At 56.2% G+C, this 22,898-nt stretch carries 22 protein-coding genes and 1 pseudogene; 14 read left to right on the forward strand and 9 right to left on the reverse strand.

Annotated elements, in window-relative coordinates; genetic code table 11:
• Both lysA and lptM read right to left on the reverse strand, forming a co-directional pair.
• Positions 1-1,248, reverse strand: coding sequence for a diaminopimelate decarboxylase (gene lysA, locus AACY26_RS10770; protein WP_339513827.1), 1,248 nt, complete (start codon positions 1,246-1,248; stop codon positions 1-3).
• A 9-nt stretch (positions 1,249-1,257) separates the two neighbouring features.
• Positions 1,258-1,383 (reverse strand): LPS translocon maturation chaperone LptM, encoded by a 126-nt coding sequence (lptM, locus tag AACY26_RS10775; RefSeq protein ID WP_010489282.1) that lies wholly within the window; start codon positions 1,381-1,383, stop codon positions 1,258-1,260.
• A 180-nt stretch (positions 1,384-1,563) separates the two neighbouring features.
• Between lptM and AACY26_RS10780 the strand changes: the two genes are divergently transcribed.
• The 4 genes from AACY26_RS10780 to rnk all read left to right on the forward strand — a co-directional run bounded on the left by AACY26_RS10780 (position 1,564) and on the right by rnk (position 3,926).
• Complete coding sequence (locus tag AACY26_RS10780) at positions 1,564-2,607, forward strand: AraC family transcriptional regulator (RefSeq protein ID WP_339513830.1); 1,044 nt, start codon at positions 1,564-1,566, stop codon at positions 2,605-2,607.
• A gap of 198 nt (positions 2,608-2,805) precedes the next feature.
• Entirely contained in the window at positions 2,806-3,138 is a 333-nt protein-coding gene (gene cyaY, locus AACY26_RS10785; RefSeq protein ID WP_010489287.1) for an iron donor protein CyaY, read from the forward strand.
• Positions 3,128-3,328 carry a DUF1289 domain-containing protein gene (locus tag AACY26_RS10790; protein WP_339513832.1) on the forward strand — a complete coding sequence of 67 codons (201 nt, stop codon included), beginning with the start codon at positions 3,128-3,130 and terminating at the stop codon, positions 3,326-3,328. The genes cyaY and AACY26_RS10790 overlap by 11 nt, the downstream gene beginning before the upstream one ends.
• Before the next feature lie 190 nt (positions 3,329-3,518).
• Positions 3,519-3,926, forward strand: coding sequence for a nucleoside diphosphate kinase regulator (rnk, locus tag AACY26_RS10795; RefSeq protein ID WP_010489291.1), 408 nt, complete (start codon positions 3,519-3,521; stop codon positions 3,924-3,926).
• A gap of 64 nt (positions 3,927-3,990) precedes the next feature.
• Here rnk and AACY26_RS10800 read toward each other — a convergent pair whose 3' ends face one another.
• The 5 genes from AACY26_RS10800 to AACY26_RS10820 form a co-directional block, all read right to left on the reverse strand.
• Complete coding sequence (locus AACY26_RS10800; RefSeq protein ID WP_339513835.1) at positions 3,991-6,843, reverse strand: class I adenylate cyclase; 2,853 nt, start codon at positions 6,841-6,843, stop codon at positions 3,991-3,993.
• Positions 6,844-6,938: 95 nt separating this feature from the next.
• Positions 6,939-8,957 (reverse strand): EAL domain-containing protein, encoded by a 2,019-nt coding sequence (locus tag AACY26_RS10805; RefSeq protein WP_339513837.1) that lies wholly within the window; start codon positions 8,955-8,957, stop codon positions 6,939-6,941.
• Between the two features lie 283 nt (positions 8,958-9,240).
• Positions 9,241-9,486 carry a TIGR02647 family protein gene (locus AACY26_RS10810; protein ID WP_339513839.1) on the reverse strand — a complete coding sequence of 82 codons (246 nt, stop codon included), beginning with the start codon at positions 9,484-9,486 and terminating at the stop codon, positions 9,241-9,243.
• 122 nt (positions 9,487-9,608) lie between these two features.
• Complete coding sequence (locus tag AACY26_RS10815) at positions 9,609-10,328, reverse strand: substrate-binding periplasmic protein (RefSeq protein ID WP_339513841.1); 720 nt, start codon at positions 10,326-10,328, stop codon at positions 9,609-9,611.
• A gap of 118 nt (positions 10,329-10,446) precedes the next feature.
• Complete coding sequence (locus AACY26_RS10820) at positions 10,447-10,716, reverse strand: hypothetical protein (protein WP_339513843.1); 270 nt, start codon at positions 10,714-10,716, stop codon at positions 10,447-10,449.
• Between the two features lie 139 nt (positions 10,717-10,855).
• On the opposite strand from AACY26_RS10820, the gene AACY26_RS10825 reads away from it, so the two are divergent.
• Complete coding sequence (locus AACY26_RS10825; protein WP_339513845.1) at positions 10,856-11,527, forward strand: glutathione S-transferase family protein; 672 nt, start codon at positions 10,856-10,858, stop codon at positions 11,525-11,527.
• 59 nt (positions 11,528-11,586) lie between these two features.
• Here AACY26_RS10825 and argH read toward each other — a convergent pair whose 3' ends face one another.
• Complete coding sequence (gene argH / locus AACY26_RS10830) at positions 11,587-12,981, reverse strand: argininosuccinate lyase (protein ID WP_339513847.1); 1,395 nt, start codon at positions 12,979-12,981, stop codon at positions 11,587-11,589.
• Positions 12,982-13,310: 329 nt separating this feature from the next.
• Between argH and AACY26_RS10835 the strand changes: the two genes are divergently transcribed.
• The 9 genes and pseudogenes from AACY26_RS10835 to AACY26_RS10875 all read left to right on the forward strand — a co-directional run bounded on the left by AACY26_RS10835 (position 13,311) and on the right by AACY26_RS10875 (position 22,401).
• Positions 13,311-14,390 carry a sensor histidine kinase gene (locus AACY26_RS10835; RefSeq protein WP_339513849.1) on the forward strand — a complete coding sequence of 360 codons (1,080 nt, stop codon included), beginning with the start codon at positions 13,311-13,313 and terminating at the stop codon, positions 14,388-14,390.
• Entirely contained in the window at positions 14,387-15,133 is a 747-nt protein-coding gene (locus tag AACY26_RS10840; protein WP_339513851.1) for a LytR/AlgR family response regulator transcription factor, read from the forward strand. The genes AACY26_RS10835 and AACY26_RS10840 overlap by 4 nt, the downstream gene beginning before the upstream one ends.
• A gap of 95 nt (positions 15,134-15,228) precedes the next feature.
• Positions 15,229-16,167, forward strand: coding sequence for a hydroxymethylbilane synthase (gene hemC / locus AACY26_RS10845; RefSeq protein ID WP_339513853.1), 939 nt, complete (start codon positions 15,229-15,231; stop codon positions 16,165-16,167).
• Positions 16,168-16,208: 41 nt separating this feature from the next.
• Positions 16,209-16,889, forward strand: a pseudogene (locus tag AACY26_RS10850) (uroporphyrinogen-III synthase); the annotation flags it as partial.
• Between the two features lie 63 nt (positions 16,890-16,952).
• Positions 16,953-18,092, forward strand: a complete 1,140-nt coding sequence (locus tag AACY26_RS10855; RefSeq protein WP_339514109.1) for a uroporphyrinogen-III C-methyltransferase — start codon at positions 16,953-16,955, stop codon at positions 18,090-18,092.
• On the forward strand, positions 18,089-19,336 hold the full coding sequence (locus AACY26_RS10860; RefSeq protein ID WP_339513855.1) for a heme biosynthesis HemY N-terminal domain-containing protein: 1,248 nt from the start codon (positions 18,089-18,091) through the stop codon (positions 19,334-19,336). Before AACY26_RS10855 ends, AACY26_RS10860 begins: the two co-directional genes overlap by 4 nt.
• A gap of 174 nt (positions 19,337-19,510) precedes the next feature.
• Positions 19,511-20,002: a disulfide bond formation protein B gene (locus AACY26_RS10865; protein ID WP_339513857.1), complete on the forward strand. Its 492-nt coding sequence runs from the start codon at positions 19,511-19,513 to the stop codon at positions 20,000-20,002.
• A gap of 378 nt (positions 20,003-20,380) precedes the next feature.
• Positions 20,381-20,854: a sigma D regulator gene (gene rsd, locus AACY26_RS10870; protein WP_339513859.1), complete on the forward strand. Its 474-nt coding sequence runs from the start codon at positions 20,381-20,383 to the stop codon at positions 20,852-20,854.
• Between the two features lie 419 nt (positions 20,855-21,273).
• The gene (locus tag AACY26_RS10875) at positions 21,274-22,401 is read left to right on the forward strand and encodes an AlgP family protein (RefSeq protein ID WP_339513861.1); all 1,128 of its coding nucleotides are present in this window, start codon (positions 21,274-21,276) and stop codon (positions 22,399-22,401) included.
• A gap of 4 nt (positions 22,402-22,405) precedes the next feature.
• Here AACY26_RS10875 and AACY26_RS10880 read toward each other — a convergent pair whose 3' ends face one another.
• Positions 22,406-22,870 carry a TIGR02444 family protein gene (locus AACY26_RS10880; RefSeq protein ID WP_339513863.1) on the reverse strand — a complete coding sequence of 155 codons (465 nt, stop codon included), beginning with the start codon at positions 22,868-22,870 and terminating at the stop codon, positions 22,406-22,408.
• Positions 22,871-22,898 lie beyond the last annotated feature (28 nt).

A 22,898-nucleotide genomic window follows, 5' to 3' on the forward strand; every position in this document is an offset into this window, starting at 1 on the left:
TTACTCCGGCAGGCGGCTTTCGCCTGCATAGAGTTCGCTGTACGTCTCGCGGGCACGGACTTCAATGGCGCGTTGATTATCCACCACAACTTCGGCGGCCCGACCGCGCGTGTTGTAGTTGGAACTCATTACGAAGCCATAGGCGCCGGCCGAGCAGACAGCGAGTAAGTCGCCCTCGGCCAGTGCCAGTTGGCGATCCTTGGCGAGAAAGTCACCAGTCTCGCAGATCGGTCCGACGATATCGTAGTTGCGGCCTTGGCCTTCGCGCGGCTTAACCGCGACAACATCCATCCACGCCTGGTAAAGCGCTGGGCGAATCAGGTCATTCATTGCCGCGTCGACGATGGCGAAGTCTTTGTGTTCGGTGTGCTTGAGGTATTCGACCTGCGTCAGCAACACACCTGCATTGGCCACAATCGAACGACCCGGCTCAAACAGCAGGGCCAGGTCGCGCCCGGCAATGCGCTCGCGCACAGCCTTGATGTAGTCACCCGCCAATGGCGGTTCTTCGTCACGGTATTGCACGCCGAGGCCGCCACCGAGATCCAGATGCTTGAGTGAGATGCCGCGTTCGGCGAGGCGATCAACCAGTACCAGCAGGCGATCCAGGGCGTCGAGGAACGGTGGCAGGGTGGTCAGCTGTGAGCCGATGTGGCAGTCGACACCAATAATCTTCAGGTTTGGCAAATCAGCGGCGCGGGCATAGACGCTCTCGGCGTCAGCAATGGCGATACCAAACTTGTTTTCTTTGAGGCCTGTCGAGATGTACGGGTGGGTGCCGGCATCAACGTCTGGGTTCACGCGCAGTGAAACGGGGGCGATGACATTCATTTGCGCGGCGACTTCTTGCAGGCGCTCCAGCTCGTCGGTGGACTCGACATTGAAGCAATGCACGCCAACGCTCAACGCGCGCTGCATGTCGCTTCGGGTTTTGCCGACGCCCGAGAAAACGATCTTGTCAGCGCTGCCGCCAGCTGCCAGGACACGTTCAAGCTCGCCGCGGGACACAATATCGAAGCCTGAGCCGAGGCGTGCCAATATATTAAGCACGCCCAGGTTGGAGTTGGCTTTTACGGCGAAGCAGACCAGATGCTCCATGCCCTGCAGGGCATCGGCATAGGCTTTATACTGCGCTTCAATGTGCGCACGCGAGTAAACGTAGGTCGGCGTACCGAACCGTTCGGCAATGGCGGACAGCGCCACGCCTTCCGCGAACAGCTCGCCGTCGCGGTAGTTGAAGGCGTTCATATAGCGTCCTTATTCAGTTTGCGCCGCAGGTTCTTGTGTTTCGTCTGGCAGGTATAGAGGGCCTTTTTGGCCGCAACCTGAAAGCACAGAACTGACAGCGACGATCGCGATAAGGGCAGTAAGCAGCCGCTTCATGTGGAAATCCTTGTAAAAAAACACTATTGAGCAGGAGTATACCGGCCCCCCGGCGGCTTGCCTATGCGCTAAAAATGCCAGCAGCACAAGGGGCTGGATGGCGGGCCTAGCGCTCGTCGGTTTTGCTCAAGCCCAGGCAAACCGGGCCAGGCAACCAATCGTTCAACCACAGGAGTCGTAATGGATACCCTTGCAGCGCTCACCAGCTCCGTCTCGGTCGCTTATCTACAAGGGCTGCTCGATTACCTTGAACGCCAGGGCCAGCCTGTGGACAAGTTGCTCGAACAGCTCAGGCTGAGCCCTCAGCTTTTGACCCAGCGCGACCAACGCATTGACGCGCAGCTGTATCTTCAGCTTCTTGAGTTCGGGGTTAACGCGACCGGCGATGACTGCCTTGGCCTGCATGTCGGCGAGTCGGTGCGCCCCGGCTATTATGGTGTGTTGGGTTATTTGATCATGAGCTGTGCGACCTTGTCTGATGCGCTGCATCGTCAGGCGCGTTACGCCACGCTGGTGGGTAACCTGGGCCAGGTTGACCTGGCCGACGAGCCTGCACGGGCAGGCCTCGAAGCACAGGTCGCGCACAGCTGGCGGCCGCATTTGAAGCAGCAGTCCCGGCAGTTGAGCGAGGAAACCCTGGCGGGCTGGATGACTTTCGGTCACTGGATCAGCGGTCTGCAGACGCCGCCGACCGAGGTGCGCTTTGAGCACAGCGCGCCGCTCGATACCCGGGAACATCAACGCATTTTCCGATGCCCGGTGCTGTTTGACCAAGCCGATAACGCGCTGGTATTTCCCAAACGGTTGCTTAGTACCCCGTTGAGCCAGGCAGATGTTCAAGTGCGCGGGATGTTTGATGCCTATGCCGATCGCCTGTTGGCAGATATAAAACTGGGCAATAGCGTGCTGGACCAGGCACGCTTGCAGTTGGTTAAACACTTGTCGCAAGGTGCGCCCGAACTGGCACAGATTGCCGAGCAGCTGGCCATGAGCCCGCGCACCTTGCAGCGGCGGCTCAGTGAAGCAGGATTGTCGTTTAACCAATTACTTGAGCAAACGCGTAAGCACATGGTGCTTGAGTATCTGGCCGATCCTGCGCTGGAGTTGAGTGAAATCGCCTACCTGGTTGGCTTCAGTGAAGCCGGCTCCCTGGCGCGAGCCTTTCGCCGATGGACGGGGCAAAGCCCCCATGAGTACCGTGCTTTACGCAGCGGACGTCATTAGAATGCCAGTAAAGCTGACAAGCAATTAAAACGGGCTCAACATTGGGCCTTTGGCACCGTACACTTGACTGTCTTAATGATTGCAGCGCCAGAATCAGCGAAGCCGGCTCGACATGCAGGACGCACGTTACGTCGAATTTTTCACCGAAGACTTCCCCTAGCCGTTCTGCACGCTCCGAATTTCCTGAGGTATTTTGCAATGAGTTTGACCGAAGCCCGCTTTCACGACCTGGTGGATGCCACCCAGCAAGCAATAGAAGATATTTTTGATGACAGCGACCTGGATGTTGATCTGGAAAACTCGGCCGGCGTTCTGACCGTGCGCTTCGAGAATGGCAGCCAGCTGATCCTGAGCCGCCAGGAGCCTATCCGCCAATTATGGGTTGCGGCTAAATCGGGTGGTTTCCACTTCGATTATGACCAGCCCAGCGAGCGTTGGATTTGCGATACCAGTGATGAGCTGCTCGGTGAGATGCTGGTGCGTATTACTCAGGAACAGTCGGGCGCTGACCTTGAGTTCGATGAGCTCTGAGGCGCACGCTGCCACGCCAGTGCGCATTGAATCGCCCTGCCAGCGCCGTTGCTGCCTGGATGATGAAGATACCTGTTTAGGCTGTGGTCGTACCCTGGATGAAATTCGAGCCTGGAATGAGTCTGATGCCCAGCAGCGCCTGGCCATCTGCGAGCGTGCCAGTCAACGCTTATTGCAGGCCAATACCTGATGGCTAGAGCCGTGAAGACTCGGCAAGCAGGCAGTTCGGTTTTCACATAGTCCCTTGGTGGTCTTGTTTATTTAATTGGCTGTGGTACGTTCAGCTTCATCACTTGTTAAAAACCCCGTCTTTCTGGCGGGGTTTTTGCTTTTTTGGCCTTCGGCTCACGACCCGTCCTTCAAGGAGAACAGCGTTCACCATGAGCAGCGCACCGGCAATCACCATTACCCGCCTCGACATGCAGCGTCTCGAACGTTTGCTCGATGGCCTCGACGACTTTGGCCCAGGTGCTGTCGCGTTGCAGGCTGAACTTGATCGTGCAGATGTCATCGGTCATGACGAAGTACCTGCGGGTCTAGTTACCATGAATTCGCGCGTGCATTGTCGCGAAGAGAGCAGTGGCAAGGATTACCACCTTACCCTGGTGTATCCGCAAGATGCTGGTGGGGAAGGCAAGGTTTCGATTCTTGCGCCGGTCGGCAGCGCTTTGCTGGGCCTGAGCGTTGGCCAGCATATCGACTGGACCAGCCCTAATGGCAAGGTTCTCAAGTTGACCTTGTTGGCGGTTGAGTATCAGCCGGAAGCTGCTGGCGAATACACGCGTTAAGCGCGCATCGACCTGGTACTGAAAGAGGCTCCCGCGTGGAGCCTCTTTGGTTTCCTAGGTCGGCTCAGGCGTTTTGCAGGGCCATGTTCAAGGCTGCTTCGAGCGTAGTCTTGTAACGCAGGTAGTGCAGGGTCTGGATGTTTTCTTCAGCGACAATGGCGGACAAGTCGACATCGGTGATGTAGCACGGATAGCGTTCGCCGCCGCGCCGATGAGCCAGGATGTGTTGCGCCACTGCGGCGTATAGGTCTCCGGCATATTGCAGCTGCGAAAACTCTTGGTGGTTGCAATACAGCGTCACACGTACGCGCTTGCCGCCCGCCGGGTTGATGATCGCCTGAACATCATAAAACGGATGGTTGATCGGTGACTGCGGCGGCTCACACTGGACCAAGGACTTGGCATTGCCCGGTGCATCCGGCAGCACTTGGTAATAGAACACCTCGGGCGGGGCCTGCAGTTGCTCGACCATGGTTTGCAGTGCGTTGCGGCGATACAGCAATGACTGCACAAAGCGTTGGATGGGCGTAAGCAGGCAATGTTCATCGGTAAACGGCAGGCGCTGGCGCCACAGTGAATTGCGTTCATCGAGGACGCTGAGTTCAGCCTCTTTGCCGTTGCCGACAATGCGGTAGAACACCTGAATACAATCTGGCCTCGCCTCAGGCAAGATCAGGCCGAGGTCGTCATCTTGCAGGGCACTGCGGTCAACATGCAGCGTGCTGGCCTGGTTGTGCGCGCTACCCAAGTGCTCTATCAGTTGGTTTATGCCGTCCAGGGTGCTGCGGCTGACTGGGCTGGCGCCCAGCTCGAGCACATGGAACAGTTGCTGGGTTTGGATAATGTAGCGCTGGCGCAGCGCGGTCCTGTGTATGTTCTGGACCTGGTTGAATAATTCCTCGACGCGTTCGGCGATGGTCATCGCTCTGTTACGGCAGTAGCAGCGTATCTGCAAGCTCGGTGGCGGTGCGTCTTTGGGCAGGCGATTGAGATAAGCGTGCAGGCAATCGATCAATGCGCTCTGGCCGCTGTAGCGGTGAACGCTCAACTCGTTCCAGCTATTGAGGCTGACTTGATCAATGCTCTGCACCAGGTTTTCCCGTACACCCGAGTAGCCAAGGGCGTCGATCCGCTCGGTGGTCATGTGTATATTCATCTGGCTGTGCTGCTTGAGCGGGTCGAGGCCTACATTGATCAGCAGCAAAACCATGCTTGACTGGCTCTTTATGCGCAACGCCGCTTCGTCAACCGGTGACAGCGGCAGTGTTACCGACTGGCGCAGGCTGAGCAGTAGGTTGGATAACTCAAATTCTGTCAGGTCACTGCTGCCAGGATGCAATGATATCCGGGTGCCGCTGTCTATGATTCCGTTGAAATGACTCCATGCCAGTAACTCAATCAAGTCACGGGTACGCTTGATCGGGGCGAAGTTGGGCCAGTCTTGTGCGCCCAGGCTGCCGCTGAATATGGCCCACTGTTGCTCATTGGGCGCTTCGGGGCTGGGTGAGTGAACCAGGGTAATGGTGTCTTCACCTAGGTCGGGGGCGATGCCGGGATTGATAAGCTCGACCTTGGCGGCCTTGCGCTCGAATGCGGCATACAGGCGCCGCCCAAGAATGGCCAAGTCCTGCTGACTGACTGTACTTGAACCACGCAGGTTGCGACTGAACTGCACCAGGAAGCGGTAGCTGTAGGTCAGCTCATTGACCAGCATGTGTCGCTCGGTCTTGACCTGACGTACTTTCCACTGGCTGCGGCTGTCGAGCAGTGCCAGTTTGCGCCGATCCCATTGCCACTCGTTGCTCAGGCGCTCGAGCAACAGGCGTTGCCAACTTTTGACGCCATTGCGTGGCGGGCGGCTGAGTTTTTTGTTGGCTTTCAGGTACACGCAGCGGCGAATCAACTCAAGGCGTTGATGTTCGTTGCGCTCCAGCAAATATTCTTCAAGCCGCCGGTAGACGACTATGTAGGGGTCGAGCTCATCAAGCTCCAGTCGATTGGCGTATACCGCGTGCTTGAAGCGCAGCGACAGGCACTCAACCCTTGGATGTTCGCTGGCATAAATTTCAGTGAGCAGCAGCTTGAGTACAGACTTGTAGGGCGATTTGATGCCTTTGAACAACTGCCATAACCCGGCGCCAATGAATTCGCCAGGAGGAATGTGCGCAAGACTGCCTAGGTCAAGGGTTTCATCGTGGCGAACAAAGCGCTTCTCAAGCAGGGTCTGGGTGTAGCTTTGATAGCGCGACTCCTCGAATGCAGGCACTAGCCACCACATGGGCGTGCGTCCGCCGAGCCAGATGGCAGTGCGATAAAACTCATCGAGCAACAAGTAATGCTGAGTCGTGCCGCAGTCATCAGAGGTGAGTTGTGAGTCGCGTTCACCGAGGCGGAACCGCGCGGGGTCAATCAGGAAGAAATGCACCTCACTGCCCTGGGTTGCCGCCCATGCTTCAAGCAGTGAGCACTTCTTGCGCAACTCCTCCAGCGCCTGCTCATTGAGTTCTGGAGCGTGGCACAGCCACAGGTCCATATCGCTCTGATCAGCCTGGGCTAGCGTGCCCAGGCTACCCATCAGGAACAGCCCAAGCAGCGGTGATTGTTGTTTGCCGCGCGGTGCTTTGTAGGTAAAGGCACGGGTCAGGCGCTGCGCTTGCGCGAGCACCTCATCATCGGGTTCAAAGCCGCAAAGGCCAGACGGAGTGCTGCCAGATACGTAGCCGGGAAGCATGGGGTGATTGACATGGAGCAGCAACGGCAGCAGTTTCAGCACAAATTGCTGGCGAGTTGAAAGCGCTTGGTTGGCGCGCAACAAACGACCCTGGTTGACCCGTATAAAACGTTTGCGTAGTTGCGTGAGTGCCTTGCGGTCGATGCCGTCGTCAAGGTCAGGACGAATTTCTTGATTACCGGGCATGCTGTCAATCTGCTAAGAGGGATCACTGGCAAAAGCGCGCAAACAGTATTTAAGCCTGTATCGGCTGTGTTGGGTTTTTCTGAAGCTGGCAGGCATCAAGCGCTTGGTTTACGGCTCATGGAAAAGGCTCTTGCTTCGGCAGCGGGCAATGCCTTGGCGTACAGCCAGCCTTGGACATATTGCACGCCACTGGCTTTGACAAAGTCGGCCTGCTCAACTGTTTCAATCCCTTCAGCAATTAAACTAAAGCCTAAACTGCGGCACAGGTAACAGGTTTGCCGGTAGAGAATCCGGCCTTTGAGCTCATTGGCATTTTCCAGAATGCTCCGGTCCAGCTTAATACCGTCAACTTTAATCCGGCTCAATAAGCTCAGGCTGGAAAACCCTGTGCCAAAGTCGTCCAGCAAAAAGCTAAAGCCCAGAGCTTTGAGTCTGGCCATGCTGTTTTCAACCCGATCAAGTTCGAGTATGAATGCCGACTCGAGGAGTTCAATCTCGATGCGCGGACCGTAACTGCCGAGGCGACTAATCAGCGTGTCGAGCAATTGCGGGTCAGTGATGTTATTGGGGTCAAGGTTGATACTGACTTTCGGGTTGAACCCTTCCTGCTCCCAGCTGGCGATGTCTTCGGCAACGGTGTCGATGACAAACCGGTCGATAATGTGCGAGTAGCCTGCGCGTTGAAAGGCCTCGACAAAGTAAGGGCCTTTGAGTGCTCCTGTTTGGTCGACGAGGCGCAGCAGGGCTTCGAAACCTACGACTTGGTTGGTTTCGAGTGACAACTTGGGTTGGTAATGCAGGTGCAGGTCGCCGGACAGTACATCCTTGATGGTTTTTTCCAAATCAATCTCGGCCTGTAAGGACTCCGATTGTTTTTGCAAATACCGATGCTCAATAACACGACCGATATCGTCATTGAGCTGAATGCGCTTAACCAACCCTTTATCGAAATCATGGCGTTCGGGCATTCGTGCGAGCCGCTTAACGAAGGGTAAATAGATGCAGGTGCTGAGTATGATCAAACCCATTTGAAGCAAGACCGTGCTTATATTGCCGCTGGCAATATAAGCATTGAGCAAAGGCGGTGTAATCCATGGAAATGCATGGTCGTTGAAGCTGAAATAACCGGTTGATATTGCCGCATAGGCAATCAAGAAGTTCACCAGGGGTGCAGCAATGAATGGCACCAGCAAGCGTGGATTGAATACGATGGGCAGGCCGTAGATCAGCATTTCATTAATGTTGAACAGGGCAAAGGGCGCTGCGATTTTTGCAAGACGTCGTGATGTTGGGTCTGATGTGCCTATAAAAATTGCAATGATCAGCGACAAGGTAGCGCCACTGCCGCCGAATATAATAAATACGTTTATAAACTGGCTGGTTGTCAGTTGGGGAGTGAGCAGCTGGTCGCCACTTTCCATGCCGGTCAACAACAAGTAGGCATTGTCACCATGAACCCCGATCGCCCAGAACAGGTGGGTCAACAAGGTGCGTATAAACAATTGTGCGCTGAGGTCTTCATTGCTGAAGGTTTCGATCAGGGGATCAAGGATCCAGTGCGCCACAAGCGTCATCAGTGCGCCAGCGGCGAGTAACAATATAAAGCAAACCAGTGTGGGTATAACGCTATTGAGGTGCTGTTTCAGGTAGCTACTCAGGAGCTTGCCTGTTACCAGTTTCCAAGCCTTTATTGCAGTTAGCGGGCGCAATAAATAAGCCGCCAGAATGGGCAGTATTACCGCTCGCGGATCGCCGAGCAGGGTCGCTATGTCGGCTGTATTCAAACCATCATTGAGAGTGGGTATGTGCAAGGCAAGCAAGCTGCTAAGTGCAAGCGTGCAGACGACCACCGGCGACAGGTGTAAATGCTTGGCAAAGTGGAACGACAGTGAGATCAGTGCCAGCAATGGAAACAGCAGTGAAAGTTGAAAGCTGAACAGCCCAAGCCAGTGGCTGCTTTGGATGAGCAGGTGAGCTTTAACGGGTGCGACTTCAAGCAGTGCAAGGATTAAAGAAATAAATGACGCGGCCAGAACAAAGGGCAAGAGTGCAATAAACGACTCTCGGATCGAGATTAGAAAGTTGCTGCCATGCGGCGTGCGATGGTGTGACATTATTTAGCCATGCCCCGATGCTGGCTTGCAGTCTACCCCATACTTTTGATTGCACATAATTGTGGTTGCGCGGCGTTTGAGTCTTTTAAGCAGGCTGGAGAAGTTTTGTGTTTTCCGCCTCAAATACGCCATGAAGCAGCTGCATGTATTGAAGATTTAAGACCGTGGACGTGCTGGCTTTATATTTGCAGGTTAATGCTCAAAGCCGTCGCGCTCGACTTTCGCTGGTGCATGCACAGCGTGCAAGCGGCGCCATTGAGGGCCCGCTTGCTTACGCTTTAGTCTAGGCAGGCTGTGGTTCGGAGAGAATGCCCAACAGCACCTGAGTGTGTTCGACCGCGTCGAGTCCGAGGCTGGTCAGGTAGCCGCCGTCATCAAGCGAGATCAAACCTTTCGCATGCAGGCGCTGAGCGGCTGCTATCGCGGCAGGCGATGCCGTGTGGTGTACTTTGAGCCCTTCTTTAGTGTTAGCCAGGTTGTACATCGAGAGGATTTCGAGTTCGGCAATAAGTTCGGGGGTAAAGGCCATAAGTACTCCAGCTATTGTTTTAGGGGACTGCTGAAAATGGTTTTGACTCGGGGTGATGCTGATAAACCTCTATCTGTGCGCTGTGAGGCTCGCTGATTGAATCCAGTGTAGCCAAGCGTTGCTCAGTTTGCTGCGGTCTGATGGCGCCAGTGGTCGAGTATCTGCTGATAGGTGCCGTTTGTGTGGATGATTTGCATGCCCTGATCAAAACGGCTGATCAAGTTAACTGCGCGTGGGTCTTTACGGGTAAAGCTCAGGAATACCTGTGCATGGGTCAGTGTTGCAACGGGGGTGAATGCGCCTTTGAGCTCAGCACGCTCGGCAAATAATGCCTCAGCCGTTCCACGATAGGCTGCGGCGTAGTCCACGCGACCGCGCTGTAGCATCAGGAAACCATTAAGGTCGCGCCTCACCGGAACGCGCTTGATATTCGTCATGGAGTCGAACTCGGGGCCGTACTCATAACCTATGGTGACCGCAACCGATTGTTTGGCTAACGCCGCCAGGCTGGGCATGGGTTTAGCTGTCTTGCTGTTAGCCCATAACAGGATGTCGTCGTTGAACAGCGGATAGTTCGGCAGCAGGTATTGGCTGGCGATCTGTTTGTTGGGCAAGGTATTGAAACAGCCCATTATCTCGCCGCGCTGTGCGGTATCCATGCAACGCGAGTAAGGATAGGGCACCAGTTCGATATCGACATCAGTGGCGGCAAACGCTGCGCGAACGATGTCTACCGACATGCCCTGAATCTTGCCATTGCGAAATGCGGTGTAGGGAAACCAGTCGTCCTCGGCACCTATGCGAAAGGTTTCCGCCTGCACCTTACTCGGGCCGAGGCTCAATACTAGGCATAATGTTGCGAGGCTTAGCCTGTAGCTCACTCGATTACGACCCCCAGTGTGATGAAGGTGGGTGATTGACTATGCCGAGTGTGATGGCGGCAACCACTGCGCACCGATATTACTCGGGCAGCTCTGGCAAGGCGCGCAAACCCAGTTCGTAGCGCTGCAGGTTAAATGGCTGGTCAGTTTCAAGCATGCTGTTGACTTCATAGGCCAGCACTTGGGCCATCAATTGCAGAATTTCTTCGCGCTCGTAGCCCACCAACGTCAGCTTGTTCAGGGTCGCCATGGCCGCTGCGGGTTCGCCTGCCGCAATCTGGTTTTCGACTGCTTCGATCAAGCGCTCTTCGGCGAATGCCTGATCTTCGTTATCTTCAGTGTCGCTCATATCAGTCTCATGGGCAGCTAGAGTTTGCAGTGTGCCAGTCTGTTGGGGCTTTCGCCATTCACTGTTCTGATAAGACTAGCTATCTGGCGCTGCGCGGGTCTATAAACTTGGCTTGGAAAACCCCTTGGAGTCTGCCGAAATGCTGAAACTTTATGGATTCGCCGTTAGCAACTACTACAACATGGTCAAGTTCGCGTTGCTGGAAAAGGGCATGGCGTTCGAGGAAGTGCCATTCCATCCTGATCAGAGTGAACAGAGCCTGAAAATTAGCCCGCGTGGAAAAGTCCCAGCATTGGGAACTGAACAGGGTTATATGAGTGAGACCAGCGTTATCCTCGAATACATCGAAGATACGGGCAGCGGTAAGTCGTTGCTGCCGAGCGAGCCTTTTGCACGGGCGCAGGTTCGTGCGTTGATGCGCGAGATCGAGTTGTATATCGAGTTGCCAGCGCGGCTGGGTTATCCACAGGCTTTTTTCGGCATGCAGATCGCGCCTGCGCTGCAAGAAAAGTGCAAAGTAGAGTTGTTGGCCGGAGTCGCCGCGTTGAAGCGCCACGGTAAATTCACGCCTTATGTGGCCGGTGACAACCTGACGCTGGCGGATGTGTACTTCTTGTACAGTTTCGACCTGGCTTGTGCCGTCGCGCAGAAGCTGTTTGATATCGATTTGCTAGCCGATTTTCCACAAGCGGGCAAACTGCTTGCGCAGTTGAACAAGCTGGAGCATGTACAGAAAATTGCGGCGGACAAAGATGCCAACATGCCCGAGTTTATGGCGATGATTAAGGCGCGGGCCCAGGCGAATGCCTAAGTAATATGCTCACTGAGTACTGGCGACAAGGTCGTGCTTGTCGCCAGTAACCAAAGCGCTTAACGGCTGGCCAGCAATGCCTCGCCGCGTTTAACCGCTGCCCTGACTTGCGCAGGTGCAGTGCCGCCAATGTGGTCGCGGGCATTGACCGACCCTTCGAGCGTCAGCACGTCAAATACATCGGCGTCGATCTGGTCGCTGAACACACGCAGCTCATCCAGAGTCATTTCGGCGAGATCCTTGCCGGTATCAACCCCGAATTTCACCGCGTGGCCGACAATCTCGTGGCAGTCACGGAATGGCAAGCCTTTGCGCACCAGGTAATCGGCCAAATCGGTCGCGGTGGAGAAACCACGCAAGGCCGCCTCACGCATGATGGCATGCTTGGGTTTGATCGCCGGGATCATGTCGGCAAATGCGCGCAGGCTGTCACGCAGCGTATCGGCGGCGTCGAACAGTGGCTCCTTGTCTTCCTGGTTGTCCTTGTTGTAGGCCAGCGGCTGGCCTTTCATCAACGTCAGCAGGCCGGTGAGGGCGCCAAATACACGACCGGTTTTGCCACGCACCAGTTCTGGCACGTCCGGGTTTTTCTTTTGCGGCATGATCGAGCTGCCGGTGCAGAAACGATCAGGCAACTCAATAAACTGGAACTGCGCACTCGTCCACAGCACCAACTCTTCAGAAAAGCGCGACAGATGCATCATCGCAATACTCGCCGCGGCGCAGAATTCGATGGCGAAGTCGCGATCGGAAACGCCATCTAGCGAGTTGCCGCCGACGCTGTCAAAACCCAGCAGTTCGGCGGTTATTTCGCGTTGAATCGGGTAGGTTGTCCCGGCCAGCGCGGCCGAGCCCAGTGGCATGCGGTTAGTGCGCTTGCGGCAATCTACCAGGCGCTCGTAGTCGCGCGAGAGCATTTCAAACCAGGCCAGCAAGTGGTGGCCAAAGGTGACTGGCTGAGCCGTTTGCAGGTGGGTGAAACCCGGCATGATGGTTTCGGCTTCGCGTTGTGCCTGCTCAAGCAAGCCCTGCTGCAGGCGCGTGATTTCACCGAGGATGATGTCGATCTCATCGCGCAGCCACAGGCGAATGTCGGTTGCGACCTGGTCATTCCGGCTGCGCCCGGTGTGCAGTTTTTTACCGGTGATGCCGATCAGGTCGGTCAGCCGGGCTTCGATATTCATGTGCACGTCTTCGCGCTCGATGCTCCAGTCGAACTGACCGGCTTCGATTTCGTGCTTTACCTTGTCCAGGCCCTCGATAATGGTGTCGCGCTCTGCTTCACTGAGCACACCGACTTTGGCGAGCATGGTCGCGTGGGCGATTGAGCCCATGATGTCGTGGCGGTAAAGGCGCTTGTCGAATTCGACAGAGGCGGTGAAACGGGCGACGAAGGCGTCGACTGGCTCGCTGAAGCGGCCGCCCCAGGATTGGTTGGTCTGTTCAGTGCTCATGAGTTCGCTCGGCTGGTGCGCTAGTTCGGCCAGAACGCAGCCACAGATGTTAAAAGTCATCAGACAGGCAACTTGAGGGCGCCTGAAAGCAGCTTGAAACAGCGGGTCGCGACGGGCGTGACGGATACTTGGGTCGATAATAACAGGGCTCACACGCAAAATCGCCGGGTGCGAGTTGTCTTTAGACAGTGCAATCTGTTCGTCGGGGCTCGGCTGACAATGTCGCATGCATCACAGTTTGTAGGGTTGCCCGGCTGTTCACGGCACTATTTCAACCGTACAGAGTTTGCCCACTTGCTGAGTCTTCGCGCCACACGGAAACTGCGCTGATGCGAAATAAACCATTTAAAACACAAGAGAAACGCACGTCGGTTGATGATTTTTTCGTCCCCGAACTCTGCCAGCCGGAAGCCCTGCTGAGCATCGTCTTGCTCGCGGAATTACTGGTGCTGGTCTTGGTTCTGGCTGAGCCGATGTTGCCAGGCTTCAATTGGGTACGCTTGGCGCTTACATCCTTATTTGTGCAGTGGATCGTGTTGCTTTCGGCGGCATTGCTATGCCGTTTGCGTCCGTTGATGGCGCGTTGGCGGGCAGAGGTGGCTGGACTGTTTTGCTGCACTATCGTGGTTGCACTGACTATGATTTGTACAGTGGTCGCCGATTTTTATGACCTTGGCGGACAATTGCCCCGTGCTGGTGAGGTCAATCTTTATCTGCGACATGCATTAATCAGCATGATTATGTCGGCACTGCTGCTACGCTATTTTTATCTGCAGAGCCAATGGCGCAAACAAGAACAGGCAGAGTTGCGTGCGCGGATCGAATCATTGCAAGCGCGTATCCGGCCACACTTCTTGTTCAACAGCTTGAACAGTATTGCCAGTTTGGTGGTTATTGATCCGAACAAGGCTGAGCAGGCGGTGCTGGATTTATCTGATTTGTTTCGCGCCAGTCTGGCCAAGCCCGGCAGCCTGGTGGCCTGGAGTGATGAGTTGGCGCTGGCACAACGATATTTATCGATTGAACACTATCGTCTCGGCGAGCGTCTACAGTTGCAGTGGGAGGTTGCAGATGTACCTGAGGATTTACCGATTCCTCAATTGACCCTGCAGCCACTTTTGGAGAACGCCCTGATTTACGGTATCCAGCCCTTGGTGCAGGGCGGCTTGGTTCGCGTCGAGGCACATTACCTCGAAGGAGTGTTTCAACTGACTGTGAGCAATCCGTATGTTGAGCAAGACATGCCTCCATCGCGCGGGACTCATCTCGCCTTGGAAAATATCGATGCACGTCTTGCGGCACTTTTTGGGTCTAACGCCAGTCTCAGCGTGGAGCGCCGTGACGGCCGCCATTACACCCGTCTACGCTATCCTTGTGCGAGACTCACGCAGGAAGCCAGAGCAATATGAATGTTCTTATCGTCGATGACGAACCCCTAGCTCGAGAGCGCCTAAGCCGAATGGTCGGCGAACTCGATGGTTACCGTGTCCTTGAGCCAGCCGCGAGCAATGGCGAAGAGGCACTGAGCCTAATTGACAGCCTCAAGCCTGATGTTGTGCTGTTGGATATCCGCATGCCCGGTCTGGATGGATTACAGGTTGCGGCCAAGTTGTGCGAGCGTGAAGCGCCGCCTGCGGTGATTTTCTGCACCGCCCACGATGAGTTTGCCGTGGAAGCATTTCAGGTAAGCGCCGTGGGTTACTTGGTCAAGCCCGTGCGCAGTGAGCATCTTGTCGAAGCCCTGAAAAAGGCCGAGCGGCCCAATCGCGTGCAATTGGCTGCGCTTACCCGGCCAGCGGTTGAAAGCGGTGGCGGGCCGCGCACCCACATCAGCGCACGTACGCGCAAGGGCATCGAACTGATTCCCCTGGACCAAGTGGTTTATTTCATTGCCGATCACAAATACGTAACCCTGCGCCACGAGCATGGTGAAGTACTGCTCGATGAGCCGCTAAAGGCACTTGAAGATGAATTCGGTGATCGGTTTGTGCGAATCCACCGCAATGCATTGGTCGCGCGTGATCGCATTGAGCGCTTGCAGCGCACGCCATTGGGCCACTTTCAATTATTCCTCAAAGGGCTTGATGGTGATGCGCTGGTGGTCAGTCGCCGGCATGTCGCGGGTGTGCGCAAGTTGATGAACAGCCTTTAGTGCGGCCAATCATAAGTATTGCTGCATCAGTGCCGGGAGGCTCGTAACGCCGTAGCCTGTTATCATCTGGGGCAGTTCGTATTCTGGAATTGCCCATGTCCCGTGAAATTCGCATCGCCACCCGTAAGAGTGCCCTGGCCCTGTGGCAGGCTGAGCACGTTAAAGCTCGCCTGGAACAAGCCCACCCAGGCTTGGTTGTCAGCTTGGTGCCCATGGTTAGTCGTGGCGACAAGCTGCTGGATGCGCCGCTGGCTAAAATTGGCGGCAAAGGCCTGTTCGTCAAGGAACTCGAAACCGCATTGCTGGAAAACCAGGCGGATATTGCCGTTCATTCGATGAAAGATGTGCCGATGGATTTCCCTGAAGGGCTCGGCCTGTATTGCATTTGCGAGCGTGAAGATCCACGCGATGCGTTCGTCTCCAATACCTTCGAAAGCCTCTCTGCGTTACCAGCCGGAAGTATTGTCGGTACATCCAGCCTGCGTCGTCAGGCGCAATTGCTGGCGCGTCGCCCTGATCTGACCATCAACTTCCTGCGTGGCAACGTCAATACGCGTCTGGCCAAACTCGATGCTGGCGAGTACGACGCAATTATTCTGGCCGCGGCGGGTTTGATCCGTCTCGGTTTCGGTGAGCGAATTCGCGACTCAATCAGTGTTGAAGACAGCTTGCCCGCAGGCGGGCAGGGCGCGGTCGGTATTGAGTGTCGTACTGCTGATGCAGAGATTCAGGCGTTGCTTGAGCCCTTGAATCACCGTGAAACATCGCTGCGCGTGACGGCTGAGCGGGCCTTGAACAAACGCCTCAATGGCGGATGCCAGGTGCCAATCGCCTGTTATGCGATTATCGAGGGTGAACAACTCTGGCTGCGCGGCTTGGTCGGTCAGCCCGATGGCGGCCTACTCCTGAGCGCCGAGAGCCGGGCACCCTTGGCCGATGCAGAAGCGCTCGGTATCGCGGTCGCTGAAGATTTGCTTGGCCAAGGTGCCGAAGCCATTCTTAAAGCCGTGTATGGTGAGGCTGGCCACGCGTGAATCAATGGCGGCTGCTGTTGACTCGCCCGCAGGATGAATGCGTGGCGCTGGCTGCGGCGTTGGCCGAGCATAGCGTTCATAGCAACAGTTTGCCGCTGCTCAATATCGTCGAGCTGGATGAAACCGACGAGCAGCGTGAAATGCTCAGCCAGCTTGGGCGCTACAGTGCGGTCATCGTTGTCAGCAAGCCCGCGGCACGCCTTGCATTGCAGCGGCTTGAGCGTAATCAGATGCAGGTTCCGCCGACGCAACCCTGGTTCAGCGTAGGCGCCGCGACGGGCGAAATTCTGTCTGACTCTGGTTTGGACGCACACTGGCCCGAGGTAGGCGATGACAGTGAGGCGCTGCTTGCCTTGCCCCGGCTCAAGCAGGCGTTGAGTGCAGATTCAGCGCCCCGGGTTTTGATCATTCGCGGTGAAGATGGCCGGGAGTTACTCGCCGATAGTTTGCGCAGTCAGGGCGTAGTAGTGGATTATCTAGGCTTGTACCGCCGAGAGCTGCCGCAATATCCTGCGGGAACCCTGCATGCGATTGTGCGCTCAAACCAGCTCAATGCTGTGGTGGTAAGTAGTGGCCAGGGGTTTAAACACTTGCTACAAATGGCGGGTGAGCAATGGTCCGCATTAAGCAAGCTAACCTTATTTGTGCCGAGCCTGCGAGTAGCTGAACAAGCACGTGCAGCGGGCGCTGAATCTGTAGTGAACTGTCGCGGTGCAAATGCTGCGGCGTTGTTGGCGGCGTTGCAGGCTGAGTCTGCAAGGCCCTCTGAGACAAAGGATGGATACGTGAGCGAAGCGACTTCCCCGAAAGAGCAGCCTGTGCAGGATGCACCCAAGCCAGTCACTAAAACACCAGCGCCAGAGAAATCCTCAAACGGTAGCGGCCTGGCGATAATCGCCCTGTTACTCGGCGCTGCTGGCGTTGCCATTGGTGGCTGGGGCGTGTGGCAGTTGCGCATGTTGCAAGCAGGCGAGCAGCAGCAAGTGGCACAACTTGAGCAAACCCAGGCTCAGGCCGCAGTGCTTTCACGACAGGCAAAAAGCCTGGATGCTCGTCTGCAATCGCTACCGCCACCCGATGAGTTGGATGAGCGTCGGCGCCTAGTGTTGCAACTTCAGGGCGATCAGCAACTGCTCAACAAACGGCTTGAGACTGTACTTGGCGCCAGTCGTCAGGAATGGCGCCTGGCTGAAGCCGAGCACTTGTTGCGCCTGGCTAGCTTGCGCCTCTCGGCCTTGCAGGATATTAACAGCGCCACAGCTTTGGTCCGTACCGCTGATGAAATTGTCCGTGACCAGGATGACCCGGCTGCCTACGCCGTTCGTGAGCAGCTGGCACAAAGTCTTGAGGCGCTGCTGACGACGCCGAACCCTGATCGCACCGGTTTGTTCTTGCAACTGGGCGCGTTGCGTGACCAGGGCATGCAGCTCAATGCCCTGAATCCATCGTTCAAGGATGACGGCGGTGTCTTAGGCCAATTGGCTGAGGAAAACTATGGGGAAGGCTGGTGGGCCAGTCTTTTGGAAACAGCTGGGCAGTATGTGCGCCTGGACTTCCATGCCGATCAGAATATTCGTCCATTGCTGGCTGGCCAGAGCCTAACCCAAGTGCGCCTGGCGTTGAGCCTGGCTCTGGAGCAGGCGCAGTGGGCGGCCTTGCACGGGCAGACGGCCGTGTACAAGCAAGCGCTGACGCAGGCGGCCGATGTGCTTGATGGCAACTTCAATAAAGACAATCCAAGCAGCCGTGCCTTGCGCGCTCGGGTGGGCGAGTTGATTGACCAGACCATCGAAGTCAAGGCGCCTGACCTGACTAATTCGATCAACGCCATGCAGGCCTATATCGAGAAAAAACAGTCGGCCCGTGAACGCTTGAAAAATGCACCGGTTGCAGACAAGCCGGCGGCGGAGGAGGCGACTCAATGAAGCGCGCTTCCCTGCTGATATTTATTCTGCTGGTCGCAGGTGGATTGGCTCTACTTGGCTACTCGATTGCCGAGCACAAAGGTTACGTGCTGTTGGCTTACAAGAGCTTCCGCTACGAGTCCAGCTTATGGATTTTTCTGGCGCTGATTGTTGCGCTCTGGCTGATCATCTACCTGTTGCGCTTGCTGTTGCGTCTGTTGGTGACCTCTGGCCGACTGGTAAATCCATGGTCGCGCTTGCACCACAATCGCCGCGTGCGCCTGGCTTCCGAGCAAGGGTTTGTTGACCTGGTTGAAGGGCGTTGGTCTGCTGCACTTCGCCATTTGCGTAAAGCTGCTGAAGCAGAACCGTTGCCCTTGATGTATTACCTTGGCGCTGCCCGTGCGGCGCATGAGTTGGGTCAAAAGGACGAGTGTGACGCGTTGTTGGAGCGAGCGCTGGAGCGTCAGCCGCAGGCTGAACTTGCAGTGGCGCTTAGCCATGCCGAGTTTCAGCAAGGCCGTGGTGAGTTCGAGGCTGCAATGGAAACCTTGCAGGTAATGCACGAGCGTCACCCGAACAATCAGCAGGTGCTCAAGCAGTTGCAGCAACTCTATGTGCGCAATCAGGATTGGTCGGCATTGCTTGGCATACTGTCTTCTGTGCGCAAAGAGAAAATGTTGAGCAGCGAGGCGTTGGCCGACCTTGAGTTGAAAGCGTGGCGCGGACGCCTGACAACGGCTGCGGCCCGAGAAAACGGCGGTTATGAAGCTGCACAGGCAACGCTCACCAACGCCTGGAAGCAACTGTCGTCTGCTCAACAACAAGAGCCTATGCTGGTTGCGACCTACGCGGAGCAGTTGCGTTTGCTGGGCAATGAGGACGAGGCAGAGGCTATGCTGCGCGCCGCGCTCAAGCGCAGCTACGACAGTCGCTTGGTCCGTCTCTATGGTTTGTTGCGCGGCAACGACGGCGCGCGTCAGCTGCAAACGGCAGAAAGCTGGCTGAAAGATCATCCGACCGATGCCGACTTGCTCCTGACTTTGGGGCGCATCTGCAGACACAACCAGCTGTGGGGCAAGGCGAAGGAGTATTTTGAAGCCAGCCTGCGCTTCCAGCGGCACCCGGAAACCTGCGCCGAGCTGGCACGTTTGCTTGCGCAACTGGGCGACACGGAGCGCAGCAATCAATTGTTCCAGGAAGGGTTGGGCCTGCTCGATCAAAGATTCAGCGCCTTGCCTGCGACCGCCGACGCCAGCAGTTAAGCGGGCAAGCCCCCAAAAGCCCATGCTCCATGGGCTTTTGGGGCATAGGCTCTTGGCGACCTGTGGTGGCTATTAGCTGACAGCCAGTTGCGCTATGGCGCGCTTTTACCTTGAAACGCCTGGGCGCTTTCTACTACCGTATGCGCCCTTGTCATCATCCTTTTCGGAGCCACCATGCAATTGGCTAGCCCACGCAGTCTATTTTTGCTCGCCTTCCTTGGCTGTGTCGCCTTGATGGGCGGTGCGCTCTATCTTGAGCATGTCGTTGGCCTGGAGCCTTGCCCGCTATGCATCCTGCAGCGTATCGCGGTGATCTTGTTTGGGCTGTTTTGTCTGGTCGCTGCGATACATGGGCCAGGGCGTGTCGGTCGGCGGATATATGCAGCACTCGCCTTGCTCAGTGCCTTGATCGGTGCTGGCACTGCAGCACGTCAGATTTGGTTGCAAAGCGTTCCTGCCGACCAGCTGCCGGCGTGTTTGCCCAGCCTTGAATACATGATGAACGCACTGCCGTTTCAAGAAATTATCCGCGTTGTATTGCATGGCTCCGCTGACTGCGCGGAGGTCAACTGGACATTGTTTGGCATGAGCATTCCTGAGTGGAGCCTGCTGGCCTTCATCGCCATGATCATTTTTGCCATGCTGCAATTATTCCGCCGCGTCTGAATTCGATAAACCCGTGCAGGGCAAGGATGCCAGTACGGCTGGCGCCACAACGCGGGTTTTGCTGACACCGTATCCTTGGGACCTTGATGCAATTGGCTTCGCGCTGTTGCAGTTGCGCAGTCTGTAGTAACAGACTGGCAAAATGCCCAGCCTCTGACTTCAAGCCCTATTCTGCTTGGGCCGCAGATTAAACGCTCGTATGAAATTTTCTCGACACAGTGCCTTGATGGCGATTGGCTGGAGGCATACTCTGGCTTCATAACAACAGTTGGCACCCGTTCACCAGGGTACCAGTGGTGTATTGAATAAGCCGATTGTTAGAAAAATGTCTCTAATCGGGCGTATAACAGAGAAACCGATAAGGGGAGTGAGGTCATCATGCTCGATAGTTGTCAGAACGCTCAGGAACGATGGGGTGGTGTTCACCTGCTGATTGATCGTTGGCTCAAGGAACGCGAGGAGTTGGTTCTGGCATATTCTGCCGCCAGCGCACCGACGACTGCGGTGAGTAGCAATGAACCTGCTGTACAGAAATTCTGTGAGGTTTTAGTCGATTACGTGTCGGCAGGCCACTTTGAAGTCTATGAGCAGCTCACCAGTGAAGCCAAAGCCTTTGGTGATGAACGAGGTCTTGAACTGGCCAAGCAGATCTACCCACGTATTGACTCGATTACCGAGGTTGCACTGTCGTTTAACGACCGTTGTGACAATGGTGACTGCCGGGATAATGCGTCACTGGTGGCAGAGCTGAACCAACTGGGCCGGTTGCTCCATGAGCGCTTCGAGCTCGAAGACTGCTTGATCGAAGTGCTGCATAACGCACATCAAGAACAATCGACTGCTGCTGTTTAAGCGCCTTTTGTGAATCAACAGTTAGCGTTTTATCGGTGCCAACTGCACCGGCGAAGCGCTGCCTGCAACTGACCGGCGTGTCACTTACATGCCCGCATTTGTCGGTGCTTCTTTCGCCAGGCATGCCTTTAGGTTTTACCCATTTTCATTGCTGATAGAAGACCTGCATGGGCGTACTGTGCCGGTTCTTTTTGCTGCCTGACATTGGGTGTTGTAACGACTTGAGTTTCGTCGCGGCACATTCTGCTCAATTGCAGGTCTGAATAATTCAGGTCCTGTTATTGGCGGCGCCGGCTCCTTGAATAGTTGAGTGCGGGTGCAGATATTCTCGTCAATACTTCAACAAATGAGCGGATAACTAGCGACTGTGCAGTCAGGCGTCTAGTATGGGCTCATCAACAACCGCCAGGAGGCGAGCCATGTCGGCGAAAAAGAGCGCAAACAAAAAATCGGTTTCGACCCCGTTGCACTTACTCCAGCAACTTTCCGGAAGCTTAATGGAGCTTTTGGAAGACGCTTGCAGCAAAGCCTTGGTTGACGCAGAAAAACTGCTCGCCAAACTAGAGAAGCAGCGCGGCAGTGCCCAGGAAAAACTGCACAAAGCGCGTGGCAAGTTAGAAGATGCTGCCAGCGCGGGTAAGAGCAAAGCGCAGAAGAAAGCCAAAGCCAGTGTCACTGAGCTTGAGGAGCTGCTTGATGCGTTAAAAGAGCGCCAGACAGAAACCCGCGGCTATATCGTCAAGCTCAAGCGGGACGCCCAGGAGAGCCTGAAGCTGGCTCAAGGTGTCGCCAAGGTTAAAGAGGCTGCCAGCAAAGCGATTACCAACCGCGATGCCAAGCCTGTCATGGTTAAGGCCGCGCCTGCCAAGTCAGCGGCGAAACCAGCTGCTCGCAAGCCCGCAACCAAACCAGCAGCGGCCCGTGCTGCGGCCAAGCCTGTGGCTAAAACCGCAGCGGCCAAGCCAGCAGCAACCAAAACCGCAGCGGCCAAGGCGCCTGCTAAAGCGCCTGCAGCGAAACCCGCCGCGCGCAAGCCGGCAGCCAAGCCAGCCCCTGCTGCTCGTGCTGCTGCCAAGCCAGCGGCTAAAACCACAGCCGCCAAGCCTGCAGCCCGCAAGCCAGCAGCGAGCAAAACTGCCGCCGCCAAGGCGCCGACTAAAACCACAGCAGCGAAACCAGCAGCGAAACCTGCCGCACGTTCAACGCCAGCAGCTAAACCCGCTGCGCCTGCAAAGCCCGCTGCTAAAACCACAGCAGCCAAGCCAGCGGCAAAACCAGCCGCGCGTAAACCTGCAGCAGCCAAGCCGGCGGCTACTAAAGCCCCTGCAGCCAAGGCACCAGCGGCGAAACCCGTTGCGGCAAAACCTGCAGCAAAACCAGCTGCCCGTAAGCCTGCAGCGCGCAAGCCAGCAGCCAAGCCTGCCACTGCGGCAACCAATGGCGCATCAGCACCAACGCCAGCCACACCAACTGGCGCCGCTTCCGCTGCGGCAAAACCGGCAGCCAGCGTGACCACACCGGCGGCGAAGCCTGCAACCGAGTCTTAAGCGGTTAGCGGTATAGGGCCGCGATGCGCAGTTGTTCCAGCGCATCGCGGCCTGTTTCGTTGAGCACGGGCGCTAAGCCTTGCAGCCAAGCCATTAACGTTTCTTCGGGACCATCCTGCCATCCCGTCGTCAAGGCGGCCAAACGTTGCAGCTGTATCCGTTCCGCCTCAATCTCCAGACGTTTGACTTGCTCACGCAGCAACGCCAATTCACTGTCGTGATTGGCAGCTGCACGCCAATCCTGTCGTAGCTGACGCAACGCGGTGACCACGCCATGTTGCCAAGGGCGCGCGAGCAAACGCATTTTTTCCGCATGGTCGGGGTTGTAGGCCACCCCGCGCTTACCCAGCCATGCTGCGCACAGCAGCAGGCATACGTCGCTGCCCAAGCCTTGCAGGGTCAGGCAAGCCTGCTCGACTTCGGGGCGCTGATAAAAGCCTTCGGCGAATCGCCACAGATCAGAGGACATAGTGCTTTCCGGGATTGTCGCGAAGGAC

It is taken from the genome of Pseudomonas sp. RL_15y_Pfl2_60 (genome assembly GCF_963970595.1).
Classification (GTDB): Bacteria; Pseudomonadota; Gammaproteobacteria; order Pseudomonadales; family Pseudomonadaceae; genus Aquipseudomonas.